Origin of the sequence: Pandoraea captiosa (assembly GCF_902459775.1) — a bacterium.
Classification (GTDB): Bacteria; Pseudomonadota; Gammaproteobacteria; order Burkholderiales; family Burkholderiaceae; genus Pandoraea; species Pandoraea captiosa.
On sequence record NZ_CABPSQ010000009.1, the window covers coordinates 173,480 to 192,115 of the forward strand.

General features: G+C 63.1%; 17 protein-coding genes and 1 pseudogene. 11 read left to right on the forward strand and 7 right to left on the reverse strand.

The genetic code is table 11. The features are described 5' to 3' along the window. Positions 1 to 38 precede the first annotated feature (38 nt). Positions 39 to 1,400 carry an MdtA/MuxA family multidrug efflux RND transporter periplasmic adaptor subunit gene (locus PCA31118_RS20415; RefSeq protein WP_246190343.1) on the reverse strand — a complete coding sequence of 454 codons (1,362 nt, stop codon included), beginning with the start codon at positions 1,398 to 1,400 and terminating at the stop codon, positions 39 to 41. 634 nt (positions 1,401 to 2,034) lie between these two features. Between PCA31118_RS20415 and PCA31118_RS20420 the strand changes: the two genes are divergently transcribed. Together PCA31118_RS20420 and PCA31118_RS20425 are read left to right on the forward strand one after the other, a co-directional pair. Continuing rightward, positions 2,035 to 2,754 (forward strand): response regulator, encoded by a 720-nt coding sequence (locus tag PCA31118_RS20420; RefSeq protein WP_084070817.1) that lies wholly within the window; start codon positions 2,035 to 2,037, stop codon positions 2,752 to 2,754. A gap of 193 nt (positions 2,755 to 2,947) precedes the next feature. Beyond that, a complete protein-coding gene (locus tag PCA31118_RS20425; protein ID WP_150626888.1) occupies positions 2,948 to 4,222 on the forward strand; it encodes an ATP-binding protein in 1,275 nt (424 codons plus the stop codon). Between the two features lie 322 nt (positions 4,223 to 4,544). Here PCA31118_RS20425 and PCA31118_RS20430 read toward each other — a convergent pair whose 3' ends face one another. Continuing rightward, the gene (locus PCA31118_RS20430; protein ID WP_044456797.1) at positions 4,545 to 4,835 is read right to left on the reverse strand and encodes an H-NS histone family protein; all 291 of its coding nucleotides are present in this window, start codon (positions 4,833 to 4,835) and stop codon (positions 4,545 to 4,547) included. A 937-nt stretch (positions 4,836 to 5,772) separates the two neighbouring features. Here PCA31118_RS20430 and PCA31118_RS20435 point away from each other — a divergent pair. Both PCA31118_RS20435 and PCA31118_RS20440 read left to right on the forward strand, forming a co-directional pair. Continuing rightward, the gene (locus PCA31118_RS20435; RefSeq protein ID WP_150626889.1) at positions 5,773 to 6,372 is read left to right on the forward strand and encodes a GNAT family N-acetyltransferase; all 600 of its coding nucleotides are present in this window, start codon (positions 5,773 to 5,775) and stop codon (positions 6,370 to 6,372) included. A 73-nt stretch (positions 6,373 to 6,445) separates the two neighbouring features. Continuing rightward, positions 6,446 to 7,828 (forward strand): MFS transporter, encoded by a 1,383-nt coding sequence (locus PCA31118_RS20440; RefSeq protein WP_150626890.1) that lies wholly within the window; start codon positions 6,446 to 6,448, stop codon positions 7,826 to 7,828. A 34-nt stretch (positions 7,829 to 7,862) separates the two neighbouring features. On the opposite strand, the gene PCA31118_RS20445 is transcribed toward PCA31118_RS20440, so the two are convergent. The 3 genes from PCA31118_RS20445 to PCA31118_RS20455 are packed head-to-tail and all read right to left on the reverse strand — an operon-like array spanning position 7,863 to position 9,122. Continuing rightward, positions 7,863 to 8,285 (reverse strand): YeeE/YedE family protein, encoded by a 423-nt coding sequence (locus tag PCA31118_RS20445; RefSeq protein WP_150626891.1) that lies wholly within the window; start codon positions 8,283 to 8,285, stop codon positions 7,863 to 7,865. After that, positions 8,282 to 8,737: a YeeE/YedE family protein gene (locus PCA31118_RS20450; RefSeq protein ID WP_150626892.1), complete on the reverse strand. Its 456-nt coding sequence runs from the start codon at positions 8,735 to 8,737 to the stop codon at positions 8,282 to 8,284. Before PCA31118_RS20450 ends, PCA31118_RS20445 begins: the two co-directional genes overlap by 4 nt. 22 nt (positions 8,738 to 8,759) lie before the next feature. Further along, a complete protein-coding gene (locus PCA31118_RS20455; RefSeq protein WP_150626893.1) occupies positions 8,760 to 9,122 on the reverse strand; it encodes an ArsR/SmtB family transcription factor in 363 nt (120 codons plus the stop codon). A 193-nt stretch (positions 9,123 to 9,315) separates the two neighbouring features. Here PCA31118_RS20455 and PCA31118_RS20460 point away from each other — a divergent pair, with 193 nt between their 5' ends. Continuing rightward, a complete protein-coding gene (locus PCA31118_RS20460) occupies positions 9,316 to 10,185 on the forward strand; it encodes an MBL fold metallo-hydrolase (RefSeq protein WP_150626894.1) in 870 nt (289 codons plus the stop codon). Here PCA31118_RS20460 and PCA31118_RS20465 read toward each other — a convergent pair. Beyond that, positions 10,172 to 11,077 carry a LysR family transcriptional regulator gene (locus PCA31118_RS20465; RefSeq protein WP_246190345.1) on the reverse strand — a complete coding sequence of 302 codons (906 nt, stop codon included), beginning with the start codon at positions 11,075 to 11,077 and terminating at the stop codon, positions 10,172 to 10,174. The genes PCA31118_RS20460 and PCA31118_RS20465 overlap by 14 nt on opposite strands. 145 nt (positions 11,078 to 11,222) lie before the next feature. On the opposite strand from PCA31118_RS20465, the gene PCA31118_RS20470 reads away from it, so the two are divergent. The 5 genes and pseudogenes from PCA31118_RS20470 to PCA31118_RS20490 all read left to right on the forward strand — a co-directional run. Beyond that, a complete protein-coding gene (locus PCA31118_RS20470) occupies positions 11,223 to 11,624 on the forward strand; it encodes a tautomerase family protein (protein ID WP_044456801.1) in 402 nt (133 codons plus the stop codon). Between the two features lie 227 nt (positions 11,625 to 11,851). Next, on the forward strand, positions 11,852 to 12,226 hold the full coding sequence (locus PCA31118_RS20475; protein WP_150626896.1) for a YXWGXW repeat-containing protein: 375 nt from the start codon (positions 11,852 to 11,854) through the stop codon (positions 12,224 to 12,226). A 338-nt stretch (positions 12,227 to 12,564) separates the two neighbouring features. After that, a complete protein-coding gene (locus PCA31118_RS20480; protein ID WP_246190355.1) occupies positions 12,565 to 13,323 on the forward strand; it encodes an ABC transporter substrate-binding protein in 759 nt (252 codons plus the stop codon). Positions 13,324 to 13,390: 67 nt separating this feature from the next. Then, entirely contained in the window at positions 13,391 to 14,155 is a 765-nt protein-coding gene (locus PCA31118_RS20485) for an amino acid ABC transporter permease (protein WP_246190346.1), read from the forward strand. 28 nt (positions 14,156 to 14,183) lie between these two features. After that, positions 14,184 to 14,903, forward strand: a pseudogene (locus PCA31118_RS20490) (amino acid ABC transporter permease); the annotation flags it as partial. A gap of 148 nt (positions 14,904 to 15,051) precedes the next feature. Here the strand turns inward: PCA31118_RS20490 and PCA31118_RS20495 are convergent. Continuing rightward, positions 15,052 to 17,340: an NADP-dependent malic enzyme gene (locus PCA31118_RS20495; protein ID WP_150626899.1), complete on the reverse strand. Its 2,289-nt coding sequence runs from the start codon at positions 17,338 to 17,340 to the stop codon at positions 15,052 to 15,054. Positions 17,341 to 17,557: 217 nt separating this feature from the next. Between PCA31118_RS20495 and PCA31118_RS20500 the strand changes: the two genes are divergently transcribed. Further along, a complete protein-coding gene (locus tag PCA31118_RS20500) occupies positions 17,558 to 18,520 on the forward strand; it encodes a LysR family transcriptional regulator (RefSeq protein ID WP_044458414.1) in 963 nt (320 codons plus the stop codon). Positions 18,521 to 18,636 lie beyond the last annotated feature (116 nt).

The following is an 18,636-nucleotide window of genomic DNA, read 5'->3' on the forward strand; positions in this document are numbered from 1 at the left end:
CTGCGCGTGCGCCTCGTTGCCCCTGGCTCCCATGCCGCTTACTGACCCTGACGGCGATGCGCGCCGCCACTGCCGTTACGTTTCTCGCCGGGTTCGCGCGGCGCCACGGCCGCCGCGCGGCTCTCGGGCGTGATCACTTCGACCTTCGCGCCGTCGCGCAACTTGTCCATGCCGTCGATTACCAGCTTCTCGCCCGGCTCGATGCCCGACTCCACCGCCGTATTGGTGCCGTCGGTCGGGCCCAGCTTTACCGTCTTGAGCTTGACTGTCTGGTCTGCCTGCACGGTGTAGACGAAGCTGCCCTGCGTGCCGCGCTGCACGGCCGCACTCGGAATGAGCGTCGCGCCCTTGAGCGTGTCCACCAACATCTTCACGTTGACGAACTGATTCGGGAATAGCATGCCGTCCGCATTGGCGAACTCGGCCTTGAGCTTCACCGTGCCCGTGGTGGTATCGATCTGGTTATCGATGGATGCGAGCTTGCCTTGTGCGAGCTTGATCTTGCCGGCGCGGTCGAAGGCCTCGACGGGCAGGGCTTCCCCGGCGCGCGAGCGCTTGACGACATTCGGCAGATTGTCTTCCGGGATCGTGTAGACGACCGTGATCGGCGTGACTTCGTTGATGATGACGATACCGTTGGTGTCCGACGCATGGATGATGTTGCCCGGATCCACCTGGCGCAGGCCCGCAAGGCCGGATACCGGCGCGCTCACACTCGCGTACGTCAATTGCAGCCGGGCGTTATCGAGCTGCCCCTGATCCGACTTGACGGTTCCTTCGTACTGCTTGACGAGGGCCCGTTGGGTGTCGACCGTTTGTGTCGCGATCGAATCCTGCTTGAGCAGTGTTTCGTACCGGGCGAGGTCGAGTTGCGCGTTCTTGAGCAGCGCCTGGTCGCGCGCCAGTTGACCTTCCATCTGAGTGACCTGGACCTGAAACGGCCGCGGATCGATCTCGGCGAGCAATTGCCCGGCTTTGACGAGATCGCCTTCCTTGAAATGCACTTTCATCAGTTGACCATCCACCCGCGAATGCACGGTGACGCTGCGCGTCGGTGTGACGGTACCGAGCCCGTTGAGGAAGACCGGCAGATCGCCGGTTTTCGCAACGACGGCCGTCACCGGGGTCGCCGGTGCGCCCGCCCCCGCCATACCACCCGGCGGGCCGCCACGGCGACCGCCACTCTGCGCCTGACCGCCGGCATTTTGCGAATGCAGGCGATAGTAGACACCTCCGGCGATGAGCACGACGATCAGTCCGATCACGCCCGGCACGAGCCAGCGGCGCGCGCGCGACGGCGTGGAGGATGACGAAACCGCGGGTGTCGGCGGCACCTGCGGGGCAGGTGAACGCTCAGAACCGTTCGGTTTATCGGAACCGTGGGGACCGTGCTCGGTCATGACTTCCTCGTAACAGCGGAGTAGTTGGCGGATTCGTCCAATACGGACGACGTTCTTTTTTATCGAATTGCTGCGTCGCGGCAAATCACCGGAAATGCCCGAACGACCACGCATATTTCATTGGCTGATCAGCATAGCAGACGGTTGTAACAGGTTGACGCGATGGCTTGTTACAAGTGCTTTCTCTGTGCCGACGTTCGGAAAGATCCGACGCTGCTGAAAGACCTGCCGCACCGGCGAAAGGTTCTCTATTCAGGCGCGACTCGCCGCTGTGGCGGGCTTCGCATTGCCCAGTGGAGCCTTGCCGTCCCTTACCGCGCGTGCCTGACCCCGCGTTGCCTTACCGCGCCTCGGCATGCGCTGGTATGCCTTGCCGTGATTTGCCTCGCCGCAGCGTTCTCGTGACATGAGACGTGCAGTTGGGTAGGAATCGACTTCCGGAGATGGGTCAATCAGGAAGTCTGATTAAGAGAACGAACTTTACGCGACGCGTGCAAAATTCGTGTGTCATCGAAGCTCGCTCTATTATTACGCATCGTTACAGGCGACCAAGACTGTAATTTCCGGAAACAAAACACGTGCAAAGCCGTGCAGGGAGGCCACTATCATGACGACACAACCTGTCCGAACGAATATGAAGATTCTTGTTGTCGACGACGATCCCGACCTGCGTGACCTGCTGCGCGAGTATTTGAGCCGCCATGGCTTCTCCGTGGCGGTGATGCACGATGGCGAAGGGCTTGCCGCGCGCCTCGAGCGTGAGCGCCCTGCCCTGATCGTGCTCGATCTCATGATGCCCAAGATCGACGGGCTGACCGCGCTGCGCGACCTGCGCGCGCGCAACGACGACGTGCCGGTCATTCTGCTGACCGCGCGCAGCGACGAGATCGATCGCATCGTGGGGCTGGAAATCGGTGCCGACGATTACCTTGGCAAGCCCTTCAGCCCGCGTGAGCTGCTCGCCCGCATCAACGCCGTGCTGCGTCGTCGCAAGACCCCGGACGCGGCGGTGCCGGAACAGCGCGAGAACTATGCGTTCGGGCCGTTCATGCTCGACTTTCGCAGCCGCACGCTCACGCGCGACGCGCAGTTGCTCACGCTCTCGGACGGTGAGTACGGGTTGCTGCGCCTGCTTGTGAACCACGCCATGCAGGTACTTTCGCGAGAACGCATCATCGAACTGCTCTACGGCGCCGACAGCGACGTCAACGACCGCGGCATCGACGTGCAGATCTGGCGCCTGCGCCGACTGCTCGACGAAGACGCGCAGAGCCCGCGCTTTATTCAGACCGTGCGCGGGCGCGGTTACATCTTCGTTCCCGACGGCCAACGCGCCGACATGGCTGCCGGTTGATGCGTCGGCAATCCCTATTCGATACGTGTGTGACGTGCCGCACCGACCTCGGGTGCGGTGTCGCCGTCGTTCCGTTCGAAGACGCCACTTCCCGGTCTGGCAAGGACTCTGGCATGCAGCCGATATCGTTTTCATTCGCTCAGCCGGTGCAAGCCGTTCCGATAGCACCGACGGCCCGGTCGCGGAGCGCCGCATGAAAGGCCGCTTCGATACGCTGTTCGGCCGGCTCGCCTTGCTGATCATCGCCGCGCTGGTCATCAGCCACTTCTCCTATCTCACGATCCTTCGCAGCGATCACGACGACACACGCGTGCAGAATGCTGCCGAGCAGATGGCCTTCATCATCAAGGCGGCATCCGAAGTCCATGAGGGCAATTCGAACCTCACACTGCCCGACCTCGTGCAGGTGGTGCCGGTCTCGTTCGCGCATGGCGACGTGTTCGAGCCCGCGAACAAGAGCGCGCGCCTGACGACCGAGCTCGCGCGCCGCCTGCCGGCCGGCACGCAATTGCGTGTCGAGCACACGCCGCCGCCGCGCATCTGGGCCCGGCTGCCGGACCGCGACTACTGGATCGCCACGCCAATCCTGTCCGTGCGCAACCCGCCCGGAACCGCCACGATCCTTCCCGGGCTGGCGGCCGTGCTCGGCATCACCGTAATCTTCGCGCTCTTCGCCGCGTGGCAGTTGCAACGCCCGGTGCGCGACATGGCCGCCGCGGCAGAACAATTGGCGACCCATCGCGTTCGAACGCAGGTCAAGGAGCGTGGCCCGCTGGAACTGCGCCAGCTGACCGAGCGTTTCAATCGCATGAGCCAGGACATCGTGCAGACCGACCGTGAACGCAATACGATGCTCGCGGGCATCGCACATGATCTGAAGACACCGCTCGCGCGCCTGCGACTGCGTGCAGAGATGCTCGACGATGTGCAGATGAGCGAAGGTATCACCCGCGATGCCGAATCGATGACTCGCATCGTCGATCAGTTCTTGCTCTTCGCGCGTGGCGTGGAACTCGATAGCGCTGCATCGCCCGTTGAGGCCCGGCTCCCGGCGCTTGCCGCCCCGTTCCTCGATCAGGGCTACGCAGTCGAGCTCGATCTCCAGGCGGGGCCGGGGTTCAAGCTGCGTCAGACTTATCTCGAGCGCATCGTGAACAATCTGCTCGATAACGCGGTGACGTACGGACGCGCGCCGCTCGCGATCCGTACCTCACAAGACGCGGGGGGCTGGCGCCTCGTCGTCGAAGACAGTGGCCCCGGCATTCCCAATGAGGACATCAACCGTGTGGTGCGGCCCTTCGTGCGTCTGGATCCGGCGCGCGGCGGCAACGCGCACTGCGGCCTGGGGCTCGCGATCGTCGACAAGCTCACCCAGCAACTCGGTGGCCGCGTGTCCTTCGCCAACCGTCCCTCGGGCGGTTTGCAGGTCACGCTGATGTTCCCGCCGGACGATCCGGGGGCGGAATAACGCCTCGCTCCACGGCCGGACGCCCAAAGCCGAACACAGAACTCGCAGCGGTCAGTACGCACCGCCGGCGCAATTCCCAGCCAATGAAAAAACCCGCCGTCGATGATCGAACGGCGGGTTTTATCTTTTACGGCATTGCATCACATCAAGCCACAGCCAGGCGATCCGGGTTGGGGGGCAATGCGACTACTGGGCTGCGCTTTACTGCTCTCAGGGACACGATGGAGACGGCAAGGTGCTGTGCGGGTGAGACACAGCGACGTTAGCTCCCCAACCTCCCTGGCATGTGACCGGCAATGCCAGTCCGGCTCACGCCGGCGAATTACTTGATCAGGAATTTCTCTTTGTTCTTCCCGACCCACTTCGGCGCGCGGCCACGGCCCGACCACGTTTCGCCGGTAGCCGGATTCATGTATTTCGGAGCGATTTGCGCACGAACGGCGCGGCGGCGGCCGTCCGACGTGGCAAGACCCAGATCCTTGGCAGTGAGATCGTACTCCTGGATCTTCTGCTTGACGGCGGCAATGACCTCAGCCACTTCACGGGCACGGGCCTCTTCGATCTGCTTTTCGATTTTGTCGCGTTGCGCGACCAGTTCCTTATAGCTTGCCATCTGGCGTGTCCTTACATTGTTAAAAATGGATCGCCACTTAAAATAGCACGAGTTTTAATAAATTGAAAACCGCATTTCCGGCAAATGAGTCTGAGGACACACAAATCGCATTGAATTGTCCGAGCGACACTTCAGACAATGCACACAAACTGGGCATCAATATGGATTACCGCCACATGCGCTACGGCGATAATCCAGCGAATATCGTCTGCCCGAGAAGTCAATTTCCCCGGCAATACGCGTGGGCTTCACCGGCGGTTGATCAGGAGTCCACGCGGCGTGATTAGTTCACGCTTCATGCATGCAAGACACGGAAAGCTTTCTTCGCCTCACAGGCGAACATTCCGTCAGGCCAACTTCACGCATGATTCGACGCGCCAGAATATACGATCACAAATATTTAATTGCATTCCGATCATTCCACGATCATTCGGTTATCCGAATCACTGTAACCATTCGGACAATGCTTACGTGGACGCCGCAATTTACGGATAAGGTAAGGGGGGGATTTAGTTGGAAGATTCCACGGAATTCGTCAATGACTCGGGAGTTCGCGATCTCAGCCCGCCGCGTTCGTCCCAATGAACGCTTTCGTGCGCTATTGCGTTCGGTGTAAGCGCGGCACGACGACATCTTCGGCAGCCCGATATTTCGAGGACGATCGGGAATCGTGACAGGAATAAATCGGCAGACGAGGACACTTCCGAAATACGTTGACGTATACGTCAAACTCATACGTCAATCCGTTTTCACGAATCCAGGAAGTTTTCGTAAGATAGGCGAATTCGCCGGCATGCCAATCCGTGTCAAAACGCCGCGCAGCAAGGCTTTTCACGTGATACATCAGCGATTTTCGGTCTAATTAAGCTTTCACTGATTTATCGTGATACCCGATTATCGGTCGGAATTAGAGTTGATTCCCTATGGATTTGAACGCATGACGACATCGACAACAACGTCCGGTTCGCCCTCGCCTTTCGATACCACGGCCCCATCGATTGCCACCGAGCGCACGATTCTGCGCCAGTGGCGCTCGGACGATTTGCCGCTGTTCGCCGCGCTCAATGCCGATCGCGAGGTCATGCGGCATTTCCCGACGACGCTCGACCGCGCGCAAAGCGACGCCGTGGCGCAACGTCTGGCGCAGCACATCGAGACCCACGGGTACGGTCCGTGGGCTCTGGAAATCCCGGGGGTCACGCCGTTCGCGGGCTTTGTGGGCCTCATGCGCGTGGGTTTTGACGCACCGTTTGCGCCCGCCGTCGAGATCGGATGGCGACTGGCGCGGGCGTGGTGGTCCAAGGGATACGCGACGGAAGCCGCCACGGCCGCCGCGCGGTATGCCTTCGATACGCTGAACATGAACGATCTCGTGTCCTTCACGGTCCCCGGCAACGTTCGCTCCCGCGCGGTGATGGAGCGCATCGGCATGCGCCATTGCCCGGAGGAAGACTTCCTGCACCCGCTGGTTCCCCCCGGCCATCGCCTGCGGCGGCACGTGCTCTACCGGCTCGATGCCGCTGATCTGGTCCGCTGAACCGCAGCGATTGAAGCGCCCGCTTAAAACGTGGGAGAATCCGAATCTTTGCGCCAGCCGTCTCCCCCCAATCGTGTCGCGCGCCGTCATCATCCCCCTCATCATCGCCTGCGCCTTGTTCATGGAGAACATTGACGCCACGGTGATCACCACGTCGCTGCCCGCCATGGCGCGCGACCTGCATCAGGATCCGATTTCACTGAAGATGGCGCTGACCGCCTATGTGGTGGGCCTCGGCATCTTCATCCCCATCTGCGGTTGGGTCTCCGACCGGTTCGGGGCACGCAACGTCTTCCGAACGGCCATCGGCATTTTCATGGTCGGCTCGATTCTGTGTGCCGTGTCGTTTTCATTGCCGACGTTCGTCTTTGCACGCTTTCTGCAAGGCGTAGGCGGCGCCATGATGGTGCCCGTGGGACGCCTCGTCATCTTCCGCGCCGTACCCAAACACGAACTGGTCAAGGCGATCGGCTACCTGACGATGCCGGCGCTGCTCGGGCCAGTCATCGGCCCGCCGCTCGGCGGCGCCATCACCGCCTATCTTCATTGGCGCTGGATCTTTTTCATCAACATTCCGGTGAGTCTGCTCGGCATCTACCTCGCAGGCAAATACATCGACAACGAACGCGGTGGCGACGCGGGACGTCTCGACACACGCGGCTTCGTCCTCTCCGCGCTCGGCAGCGGTCTGCTCATGCTCGGCCTGGCGATGGTCGGCGAGCATCAGGTCAGCGACACCGTTGTGATCACCATGTGCGTGCTCGGCGCGGTGTTTCTCTACGCCTACTGGCGGCATGCCAACCGGGTGGAGACGCCGTTGCTCGATTTCCGGCTCATGCGCATTCCCACGTTCCATGCGAGCGTCGTCGGCGGTTCCCTCTTTCGTATCGGTCTGGGCGCCGTGCCCTTCCTGCTGCCGCTGGCGTTGCAGGAAGGCCTGCATATGGACCCGTTCGAGTCCGGCATGATTACCTGCGCATCGGCGTTCGGCGCGATCTTCATGAAGGCGATTGCGCAGCGCGTGCTGGCGCGATTCGGCTTCCGACGCGTGCTGATCGTCAATGCCGCGCTGGCGGGGCTGGCGCTGGCCTCTTACGGCCTCTTCACGCACGACACGCCGGTGATCGTGATGCTCGCCGTCGTGGCCTTCGGTGGATTCTTCCCGTCGCTGCAATTCACCTGCCTGAACTCGATCGTGTACGCGGACATCGCCAGCGAAGACGCGAGTCGGGCCACCAGTCTCGCTAGCGTCGTGCAACAGTTGTCGCTGGGGTTGGGCGTGACGATTTCAGGAATGGTCTTGCAGGCGAGCAGCCGGCTGGCCGGCCACGACCAGTTGGTCGCGAGTGACTTCCTTCCGGCATTTCTGGTGATCGGTCTGTTCTCGCTGCTCTCGATTCCCGTGACGCGGCAATTGCCCGCCGACGCAGGAACGGAACTGGCGCGCAGGCACTGAGCGGGCGCTCGGCCCGCAAGGGCATGCCGTTTTTTTATCGGGTGTCCGACCGGGTGACGACGGCATGAATGGCCATGCCGACGACCATGGCCACGACGAACCACAGTGCCTTGCCCGAGCCCGCGCCGAGCAACACCAGGGCCGGGCCGGGGCAGATACCGGCGATCCCCCAGCCCACGCCGAACAGCAACGCACCGATCACCAGTCGCTTGTCCACGGTACCCGCCGACGGCCACACACGCGGCTCGCCCGTCCAGGCCAGCGCTCGCGTGCGCGCCAAGCGAAACCCGACGAAGCCGACGGCGATCGCCCCGCCCATGACAAACGCGAGCGACGGATCCCATTTGCCTGCCACATCGAGAAACCCAAGCACTTTGGCCGGATTCGCCATCCCCGCCAGAATCAGTCCCAGGCCGAAGACAAGCCCACCGACCCAAGCGAAAACGAGCTTCTTCATACAGCACCTCCGACACCGGCAATGCCGAGCATATGGCGCACGACGTAGACCGTCAGAAAGCCCGTCGCCATGAAGCAGACGGTGGCGACGAGCGAGCGCCACGACAATCGCGACAGGCCGCATACGCCGTGGCCGCTCGTGCAGCCCGACCCGAGGCGCGTGCCGATGCCGACGAGCCCTCCCGCCACGATGAGCATCGTGGTGCTGGCGTCGACCTGTGCTTCGGGCACAACGGTCACGGCGCGGTACACCCAAGGCGCGGCCATCAGCCCCACGACGAACGCCACGCGCCAGCCGACGTCGCCCGCGCGTGGGCGCAACAGCCCCCCCGCGATACCGGAAATGCCGGCGATGCGTCCCGAGGACAGCATCAGCCAGACGGCGGCCACGCCGATGAGCAAACCGCCGGCGAGCGACGCCCAAGGCGTGAAATTCAGGGTATCGAGTGTCATCGCAGCGGCCTCCGTGACGCCATCAGGATTTCGGACAGAATTGTTCGTAAAGGCAGGCGAGCACGGCGCGTACCGCGCCATCGGCCACGGCGTAGTAAATGCGTTTGCCGTCACGTCGCGTCGTGACCAGGGCCTCGCTGCGCAGCACGGCGAGTTGCTGGGAGAGCGTCGGCTGACGGATATCGAGTTGCGCCTGCAGTTCGCCGACGGACAGCTCGCCCTGCGTGAGCTGACACAGAATCAGCAGACGGTCTTCGTTGGCGAGGGCGCGCAGCAATGCCGTCGCGTCCTGCGCGGCGCTGCGCAGACGCGCAATGTCCAGCGGCACGGCAGTGTCGTGCGGCACAGCGGCGCGAACAGGGGATAGCGCGGTGGCTCGTGGCATGGCAGGATCGATGCAAATCAGAAAGCGACAAGAAACGGCAAGAAGCTACGAGAGACAGCGAGAGGCAGCGAGAGGCAACGACAAGCAACGAGGCGCGACGAGATGCCGCGCCCGTTTGCGAAATGTCACGCATATCGCTGACACTTTACTGATTTATAATATATGAATCGATAAACTTTTGCAGGAGCCGGTCATGTCAGCCACGCCAGCACACATCGAAGCCTTCTTCGACACCGCGACTTCCACGGTGACGTATGTCGTTTTCGATACCCCGGGCGGACGCGCGGCCATCATCGATCCGGTACTCGACTACGACCCGAAGGCCGGGCGCACGCACACCGGCTCTGCGGAGCGAGTCCTCGACTTCGTCGCCGCCCAAAAACTCACCATCGACTGGATTCTCGAGACGCACGCACACGCCGACCACCTGTCGTCGGCACGCTGGCTCAAGGAGCGTGTCGGCGGGCGCATCGCCATCGGCGCCCACATCCGCGACGTGCAGCACGTCTTCAAGAAGCTGTTCCACCTCGGCGCCGACGTGCCGCCCGACGGGTCGCAGTTCGACCATCTGTTCGAGGACGGGGAGACGTTCGCCATTGGCGCGTTGCAGGCCGAGGCGCTGTTCGTGCCCGGCCACACACCCGCCGACATGGCGTATCGCGTGGGCGATGCGGTCTTCGTCGGCGACACGCTCTTCATGCCGGATGTGGGCACCGCGCGCTGCGACTTCCCCGGCGGCAATGCCCACACGCTGTACCGTTCGATTCGCCGTTTGCTGTCGCTGCCGGCGTCAACGCGCCTTTTCATGTGTCACGACTACCCGCCCGCCGGGCGCGCCGCCAACTGGCAGACCACGGTGGGCGAGCAGCGCCGCGCGAACATCCACGTGCATGACGGCATCGACGAAGACGCCTTCGTCGCCATGCGCGAAGCGCGCGACCGTACGCTCGACATGCCGACGCTGATCCTGCCCGCCGTACAGGTCAACATCCGGGCAGGCGACATGCCCGCGCCGGAAGCGAACGGCACGCGCTATCTGAAGATTCCGATCAACGCGCTGTAACGCCGGCGGACGCGCTCAATTGTTCTGCGAGCGCGTCGCGCGCCTGCGTGACCCACTCCGGCTCGCCGCGACGCGCAGGCAATAGATGGAATTCGGCCTCCGGCAGCGGTGGCAAGCGTCGGCCAGGCATCAGCGAAGCGATGCGCGCCAGCGACGGCCCCGCGGCCGATGCATTCAGACATGCCACCCCGAGCCCGGCGTTCAACGCGAGTTGCAATCCGGCTACGCCCGACGCCACGTGCGCAATCGTGTAAGGCACGTCATGTTCGTCGAGCCAATGCGTGGTGAAGCGATGCAGCGCGCAGGTGTCCGGCAGCACCAGCAAAGGTAACGGCGCGTTGGTGTCGAGCACGAAATCAGGCGCCGCGACCCAATCGAGCGACTCGCGCCCCAGCGTGCGCGTACCGGCCACGGCGTCGCGCCCAAGCGATTTGCCGAGCACCCGCATCGACAGCCCAATGTCGAAATCTCCCGTCTCGTAGCCGCTCTCGATCACACCGCTCTTGAGAATCGTCACGTGGATCCGCAATGACGGATACGCGACGCCAAGGTGCCGCAGCATGCGGGCCACATCGCCCGGACGGAAGTAGTCCGTAATGGCAAGTCGCAGTTCTCCGGCCAGCGAAAACCCGCGCACGTCGTGCCAGGCATGTTCGGACTGAGCGATCAATTGACGCGCATGTCCGAGCAGGCGCTCGCCCGCCGGCGTTGTCGACACGCCCTGCTTGCCGCGTGTGAACAAGGTCACGCCCACGCGCTCTTCGAGCTTTCGCATCTGCTCGCTCACCGAGGACTGCGACAAGAACACTCGCGGGGCCGCAGCCGAGAGACTTCCCGCCTCCGCCACCGCAACGAAAGTTCGCAACTGATCGAAATCGAATCCAGGGGCCATGGCGATATCCATTAATGAAACCGATGGATGAAATCGTATATTCCCGCTTTTCCGATGTCAAACCTCTCCCTAGACTGGAGTCGTTGTCTTCCTCGACACCTCAACGGCTGTCCTCAACGACTATCTTTTTTCAGGAGTTTCCACCATGCCGCACATCGTTCTTCAACTCTCGGGCACGCCCGATGACACGCTCTCCCGCCAGGCCGTTCGCGCCGTATCGCAATTGACGGTCGACACACTGCACAAGGCCCCGGAAGTGATTGCCGTGACCGTGGACTACATTCCTCACGAGCGCTGGTTCATCGGCGGCGCCCCCCTCTCCGAGCAGGGCAAGAACGCATTTCACCTGGACATCAGCGTGACGGACGAGACCAATACGAAAGCCGAAAAGGCGCGCTTCATCGCGCAGGTATTCGAAACGCTCTCGGGGATTCTCGGCAACGTTCACGAGTGCTCGTACATCCACGTGATCGATGCCCGCGCCGCCGCCTATGGCTACGGTGGACGCACGCAGGAGTATCGGCACCAGCGCGCACCGGCGCTTTGATCGTTCGCAAACATCGCTGACCCACGTTGCTCGCACCGCGCATGTCGTGACGGCGACACTGACAATACCGACTGCCTGCCAGTGTCGCCGGATCCTTTGTTCATGCGGACTCCGGCGGTATGTCACGAAACACTTTCAACACTTTCTTACGACTATTAGCTTCGTCATCGACGCGTCCCCTCGTACGATGAAGGCGTACCAACACTTTGCTTTCCAAGGGGGCGAACATGAAAAAACTGACACTGACCATCGCACTTGTTGCTGCCACGCTCGGCGGCGTTGCCGTGGCGCCCGCCCATGCCCAGGTGGGCGTATCGATCAGCATTGGCGCGCCGCCTGCGCCGCGTTACGAGCCAGTCCCGCCGCCGCGTGCGGGCTATGTCTGGGCCCCGGGATACTGGGATTGGGACGGTCATCGCCATGCGTGGCGCGACGGCCACTGGGAGCGCGCACGGCCGGGCTACGCCTATCGCGCACCGGCCTGGCATCAGGGTCCGCATGGCTGGGAACTGAACCGTGGCGGATGGGATCGCGGTGGCCCGGATCATCATGACAATCGCGGCCACGATCACGATCATGACCACGACCGTTATCACGGATGACCGTCACCATCTGACGTGCGCTTGCGGCAGCATGCAAGCGCAAAACCGTCATACCCTCCCGAAACGCCGGTGCTTATCTGCACCGGCGTTTTGCTAAGAAAAATCGGTTGGTTGGGCATACGCGTTCCCGCCGTTATCGTTGTCATCCGCTCGCTGCTACCCGCAGCCAGGGTCCCCGTCGACGTCTGTCCGCTCAAGTGTCGACGATTTCGGGACACACACGGATCAACGAAAACGGAGCCCAACAGGCCATGCATAACAAGACTCACTCACCACGCGCACGCTTCGCTGTTTCTTCCCTCGCCGCCGCCCTGCTCTCCATCGCCGCGCTCGCGCCGATGGCCGCCCACGCCGACAAGCTCGACGACATCAAGAAAGCCGGTGTGCTGCGCGTCGCGACATTCGACAGCAATCCGCCTTTCGGCTATGTGGACGCGAAATCGCACAAGATCGTCGGTCTCGATGTCGACTACGCCAAGGCCCTTGCCGACAAGCTCGGCGTAAAGCTGGAGCTGCAACCGACGAACCCGGCCAACCGCATCCCGTTCCTCACGTCGAAGAAGGTCGATCTCGTGCTGGCCAACTTCACCATTACGGAGGAACGCGCCAAGCAAGTCGACTTCAGCATTCCTTACTTCTCCTCGGGTCAGCAGTTCCTGGCGAAGAAGGGCACGCTGTCGTCGCCCGACCAGATCAACACGCTGCGTATCGGTGCCGACAAGGGCACGACCAACGAAATCACGCTGCGCGAGAAATTCCCGAAGGCCACCATCGTGGCATTCGACGACACGCCCTTCGCATTCGCCGCATTGCGCACGGGCACCGTGCAGGCGATCACGCAGGACGGTCCGAAGCTCGTCGGTCTGCTCGCCAACGTGCCGGACAAGCAGAACTACGAAATCCCCGCCTTCACGATCTCGAACGACTACATGGGGGTTGGCGTGCCCAAGGGCGAGCCGCGCCTGACGGCGTTCGTCAACGATACGTTGCGCGATCTGGAGAAGGACGGCACCGCCGCCAACATCTACGACCGCTGGTTCGGTCCGAAGTCGCCGCAGCCATTGCCGCGCCTGTTCAAGATCGGCGACAAGGCCTGAGCAGGCTTTCGTCCAACGCCTGACGCTTGCCCGTCGGCCTGGCCGGGGCGCATGGGATGAGAGCCCCATGCGTGCCCGGCATTTGACGTTCTGCATGGAAACCTTCGTCATGATCGACTGGCTCGCCCCGAAGTATCTCGGCTGGCTGCTGAGCGGCTTCGGTGTCACACTCGCGCTTGCGCTCGCGGCGAGTGCCGCTGCGACATTGCTCGGCTTCGTGCTCGCCGTCGCACGCAATGCGCACAGCCCCCTGTTCGCACGCCCCGCCGCCACCTTCGTCGCGCTCATGCGCAACACCCCGCTGCTCGTGCAGCTCTTCTTCTGGTATTTCGGCGTGGCTGCCCTGTTGCCGTCGAGTGCCGTGCAATGGCTCTCCCAAGCGCACGTCTGGCACGTGGTGCTGTTCGACATTCGCTGGCCGACGCTGGAAACGCTTGCCGGTTTCGTCGGTTTGACGATCTACACGACGGCGTTCATCGGCGAAGAAATCCGCGCCGGTCTGCGTGGCGTGCCTGCGGGGCAAATGTACGCCGCTGCCGCGCTCGGCCTGAGCCGATTCGCCATCTTCCGTCACGTGGTATTGCCGCAAGCCGTGCGCATCGCCATGCCGCCGCTCTTCGGTCAGTACATGAACGTGGTGAAGAACTCGTCGCTGACCATGGCCATCGGACTGGCGGAACTCTCCTATGCCTCGCGGCAAGTGGAGACGGAGACGTTCAAGACGTTTCAGGCGTTTGGCGTGGCCACGCTGCTCTACATCGGCGCCATCGCCCTGATCGAGGCCGTGAGCATGGCCACGACGCATCGCCACGCCGCCGCGCCTTCGCGCTGATCTCGCGCGCCGACACCTCTCGCTGCCCATGAACTTCTCCGCCGTACTCGACAACCTGCCTTACCTGCTGTGGGGCAACTTTCCCGACGGGCCGCTCTCGGGCGCCGCGCTCACCCTCGTGCTCGCCACGGTGAGTGCGATAGCGTCTGGCGTGCTGGGGCTCGCAGGCGGCATTGCGCTTGCCATGCTGGGCGGGCCGCTGCGTTGGGTGCTGACCTTCGTGATCGGCTTCTTTCGCGCGATACCCGTGCTGATGCTGATCTTCTGGACGTACTTCCTGCTGCCGATTCTGTTCGGTGTCGACGTTCCCGGACTGGCTACCGTCGCCTGCGCGCTTGCGCTGATCGGCGGCGCGTATCTCTCGCATACGGTCTACGCCGGGATTCGCGGCGTGGGCGCCGCCCAATGGCAAGCGGGAATGTCGCTCGGACTCACGCGGGGTCAGGCGCTGCGCCACGTCGTATTGCCGCAGGCGCTGCGCATCATGACGCCATCGTTCATCAATCAGTGGATTTCTCTGGTGAAAGACACCTCGCTCGCCTACATCGTCGGCGTGGCCGAGCTGTCGTTTCTCGCCACGCAGGTCAATAGCCGGCTGATGGTCTATCCCGCCGAGGTGTTCGCGTTCGTTGCGCTCATCTATTTCGTGATGTGCGGTGCGCTCGAATGGCTTTGCACGGCCCTGCTGGGCAAACCGCTACACCCACAGGCAAAAGATCCGGAAGACAAAACGACGAAGCCCCGGCGAGCCTGGCAGTGCATCGCGTCGATGCTGCTGCCTGGCTCTCCGGGGCTGGCAAGCGCCGCCGGTTACCTGCGGCGCGTGCGTCGTCTGGCGCATCGCGACCGGCGTCGCGCCCCGGAAAACCTCCCGGAGCACCAGCGCCGGGTGGACTTCAGTCGCGATTGGCCTGGATGACCGTGAGCGCCGTCATGTTGATGATGCGTCGCACCGTCGAGCTCGACGTCAGCACGTTGACCGGCGCCCCCACGCCCAGCAGGAACGGACCGACCGCCACGTTGCTGCCGGCGCCCGTCTTGAGCAGGTTGTAGGCGATGTTGCCGGCGTCGACGTTCGGGCATACCAGCAGGTTGGCCGCGCCCTTGAGTTTCGAATGCGGCAGGATGCGGCTGCGCAGCGCTTCGTCGAGTGCGCAATCCCCATGCATTTCGCCGTCGATCTCGAGGTCCGGCGCCTGCGCCGTCACCATGTCCAGCACGCGACGCATCTTCGTGCCCGACGCGGCGCTGCCCGAGCCGAAGTTCGAGCGCGAGAGCAACGCGACCTTCGGGTTGAGGTTCAGACGCGACATCTGCTTGGCAGCGGCCAGCGTGAACTCGGTAATCTGCTCGGCGCTTGGATCGTCGTTGACGTGCGTGTCGACGAGCGCCACGGTGCGCTTGTCGAGCAGCAGGATGTTCATCGCCGCGTAAGTGTTCGCCCCCGGTTGCTTGCCGATGACTTCATCGACGAATCGCAGGTGGTCGTGGTACGCGCCCACGGTGCCGCAGATCATGCCGTCGGCATCGCCCAGACGGACCATCATCGCGCCGATCAGCGTGAGGCGGCGGCGCATTTCCACGCGCGCCATCTCCTTCGTGATGCCGTCGCGGCAACGCAGTTCCCAATAGCTGGTCCAGTACTGGTGGAAGCGTTCGTCGTAGTACGGGTTGGTGACTTCCACGTCTTCGCCCAGACGCAGGCGCAGGCCGAACTTTTCGATGCGCGCGAGCAGCACTTCCGGACGGCCCACGAGAATCGGACGCGCCAGCTTCTCGTCGACGATGACCTGCACCGCACGCAGCACACGCTCTTCTTCACCTTCGGCGAACACGATGCGCGACTTGCCGCCATCGCGAACGAACTGTTTCGCCGCCGAGAAGATCGGCTTCATGAATGCGCCCGAGTGGTACACGAACTGTTGCAACTGGTCGGCATAGGCGTCGAAGTCGGCGATCGGACGCGTGGCCACACCGTCTTCCATGGCGGCACGCGCCACGGCCGGCGCAATGCGCACGATCAGGCGCGAGTCGAACGGCTTCGGAATCAGGTATTCCGGCCCGAACGATAGGTCGTACGCGCCATAGGCGTTCGCCACGGAGTCATTCACTTCTTCCTGCGCCAGACCGGCAATCGCGTGCACGGCAGCGATTTCCATGTTGCGCGTGATCGTGGTGGCGCCCACGTCGAGCGCACCGCGGAAGATGTAAGGGAAGCACAGGACGTTGTTGACCTGGTTCGGGAAGTCCGAGCGACCGGTGGCGAGCACGGCGTCTTCACGCACAGCGCGTGCGTCGTCCGGGAAGATTTCCGGCGTCGGGTTGGCAAGCGCCAGAATCAGCGGGCGCGCGGCCATCGTCTTGAGCATTTCGGGCTTGAGTACGCCGCCCGCCGACAGGCCAATGAACACGTCCGCACCGTCGATCACTTCGGCAAGCGTGCGCTTGTCCGTCTTCTGCGCAAAACGGGCCTTGTCCGGATCCATGCTGGCCACACGGCCTTCGTACACGACACCGTCGATGTCCGTCGCCCAGATGTTCTCGATGGGCAGGCCGAGGTCGATCATCAGATCGAGACACGCGAGGGCTGCCGCGCCGGCGCCCGAGGTCACGACCTTCACTTCGCGAATGTCCTTGCCGACCACCTTCAGACCGTTGATGAACGCGGCGCTGACCGTGATGGCGGTGCCGTGCTGGTCGTCGTGGAAGACGGGGATCTTCATGCGCTCGCGCAATTTGCGCTCGACGGTGAAGCACTCCGGCGCCTTGATGTCTTCGAGGTTGATGCCGCCGAAGGTGGCTTCGAGGCTGGCGATGATGTCGACCAGCTTGTCCGGGTCGCTCTCGGTAATCTCGATGTCGAATACGTCGATCCCGGCGAATTTCTTGAAGAGGACGGCCTTGCCTTCCATGACCGGCTTGGAGGCGAGCGCGCCGATGTTGCCCAGCCCCAGCACGGCCGAGCCGTTGGTAATCACGCCAACGAGGTTGCCACGACCGGTGTACTTGAACGACGCCGACGGGTCGGCGGCGATTTCCTGACACGGGATGGCCACGCCCGGGGTGTAGGCCAGCGCCAGATCGCGCTGCGTGACGAGCGGCTTGCTGGCCGTCACGGAGATCTTGCCCGGGGTCGGGAACTGGTGATATTCCAGGGCGGCCTGGTGATCGTTGCTGTTGCTCATGGCAATGTCGTCCTCGTTGGATGTCTCGGCTGATATCTCGACTCTGGCAAGCGCCGCGAACCGTTCTGGTGACGGCTACCGCCGGTGGCGATCAGAGGTGGAGCCATTCTAGGGAGCCGCCAGCGGGGGGCGATTCTGAATTACTATGGGGGCATCATGTTTTCGTTATAAGCCCCGAGCATCGGGGGTTTCAGAGGATTGGGGACAGATGGCGGCGGTGCCTTTCGATACGGGAGAAGTGATCCGGCGGCTGACGACGCGGCTCAAGATGAAGCATCTTGTGCTGTTGTTGCAGATTCAGCAGCACGGCTCGCTCACGCGGGTGGCGGAGCATATGGCGACCAGCCAGCCGGCCGTCACGAGCGCTCTCGCCGAGCTGGAGAGCATGCTCGGCGGCCCGCTGTTCGACCGCACGCCGCGCGGCATGACGCCCACGCCGCTGGGCGACGTGGTGCTGGCCCGGGCGCAGGCCATGGTGCACGATCTGGACCACCTGACCCGCGATATCGAAGCCGTAATGGCCGGTCATGCGGCGCGCTTGCAGGTCGGCGTGATTCCGTACGTTTCCGGCACGACGCTGGCCGCGGCCATTCAGCAGACGCTCGCCCGGATTCCTCAACGCCTGACCGTCACCCTGCACGAAGGCACCAGCGAATCGCTGATGGCCCAGCTTCGGGATCACACGCTCGACGTGGTGATCGCCCGCGCGGCGGCAAACGTCGATCTCACGCAGGTGCAGTTCGAAGTGCTGCACCACCAGATGCCGCGCGTGGTCGCGAGCCGTCGTCTGGCGGCGCGACTCGGGCGAAGCGCGCCGGTGTGGGCACAACTGGCGGAACTCGACTGGGTGATGGGCGCACCGAACACGCCAATGCGCGACCAGCTCTCCGATCTGTTCCTGCATGCCGGGGTGGTCCCGCCGGTGCCCGTGGTAGAGAGCTTTTCGTCGCGCCTGACCGGGGAGCTGCTGGCCAGCAGCGAGCGCGCGGTGTCGTTGCTACCCGCCGACATTGCCGAAGAACTGGTTCGAATCGCAGGCGTCGCCATCGTGCCGTGGTCGCTCACCTGGACGCTTCCGCCCGTCGCGATGTTCACACGTCGTGAAAACCCGCGCGAGACGCACCGGCTCTTTACAGAAGCGTTGCGCACCCAGTACCGCACGATGACGGGGACATCCTGACTCACCAGCGCACCAACACGTTCGGAAAGGTGCGGAAAGGTCATTTGGCGTCAAAACCGGTGAATTTCGCGAAATACGGCCTTTTCGGCTCGCTTCCCATGCAATTGGCCGAGGCA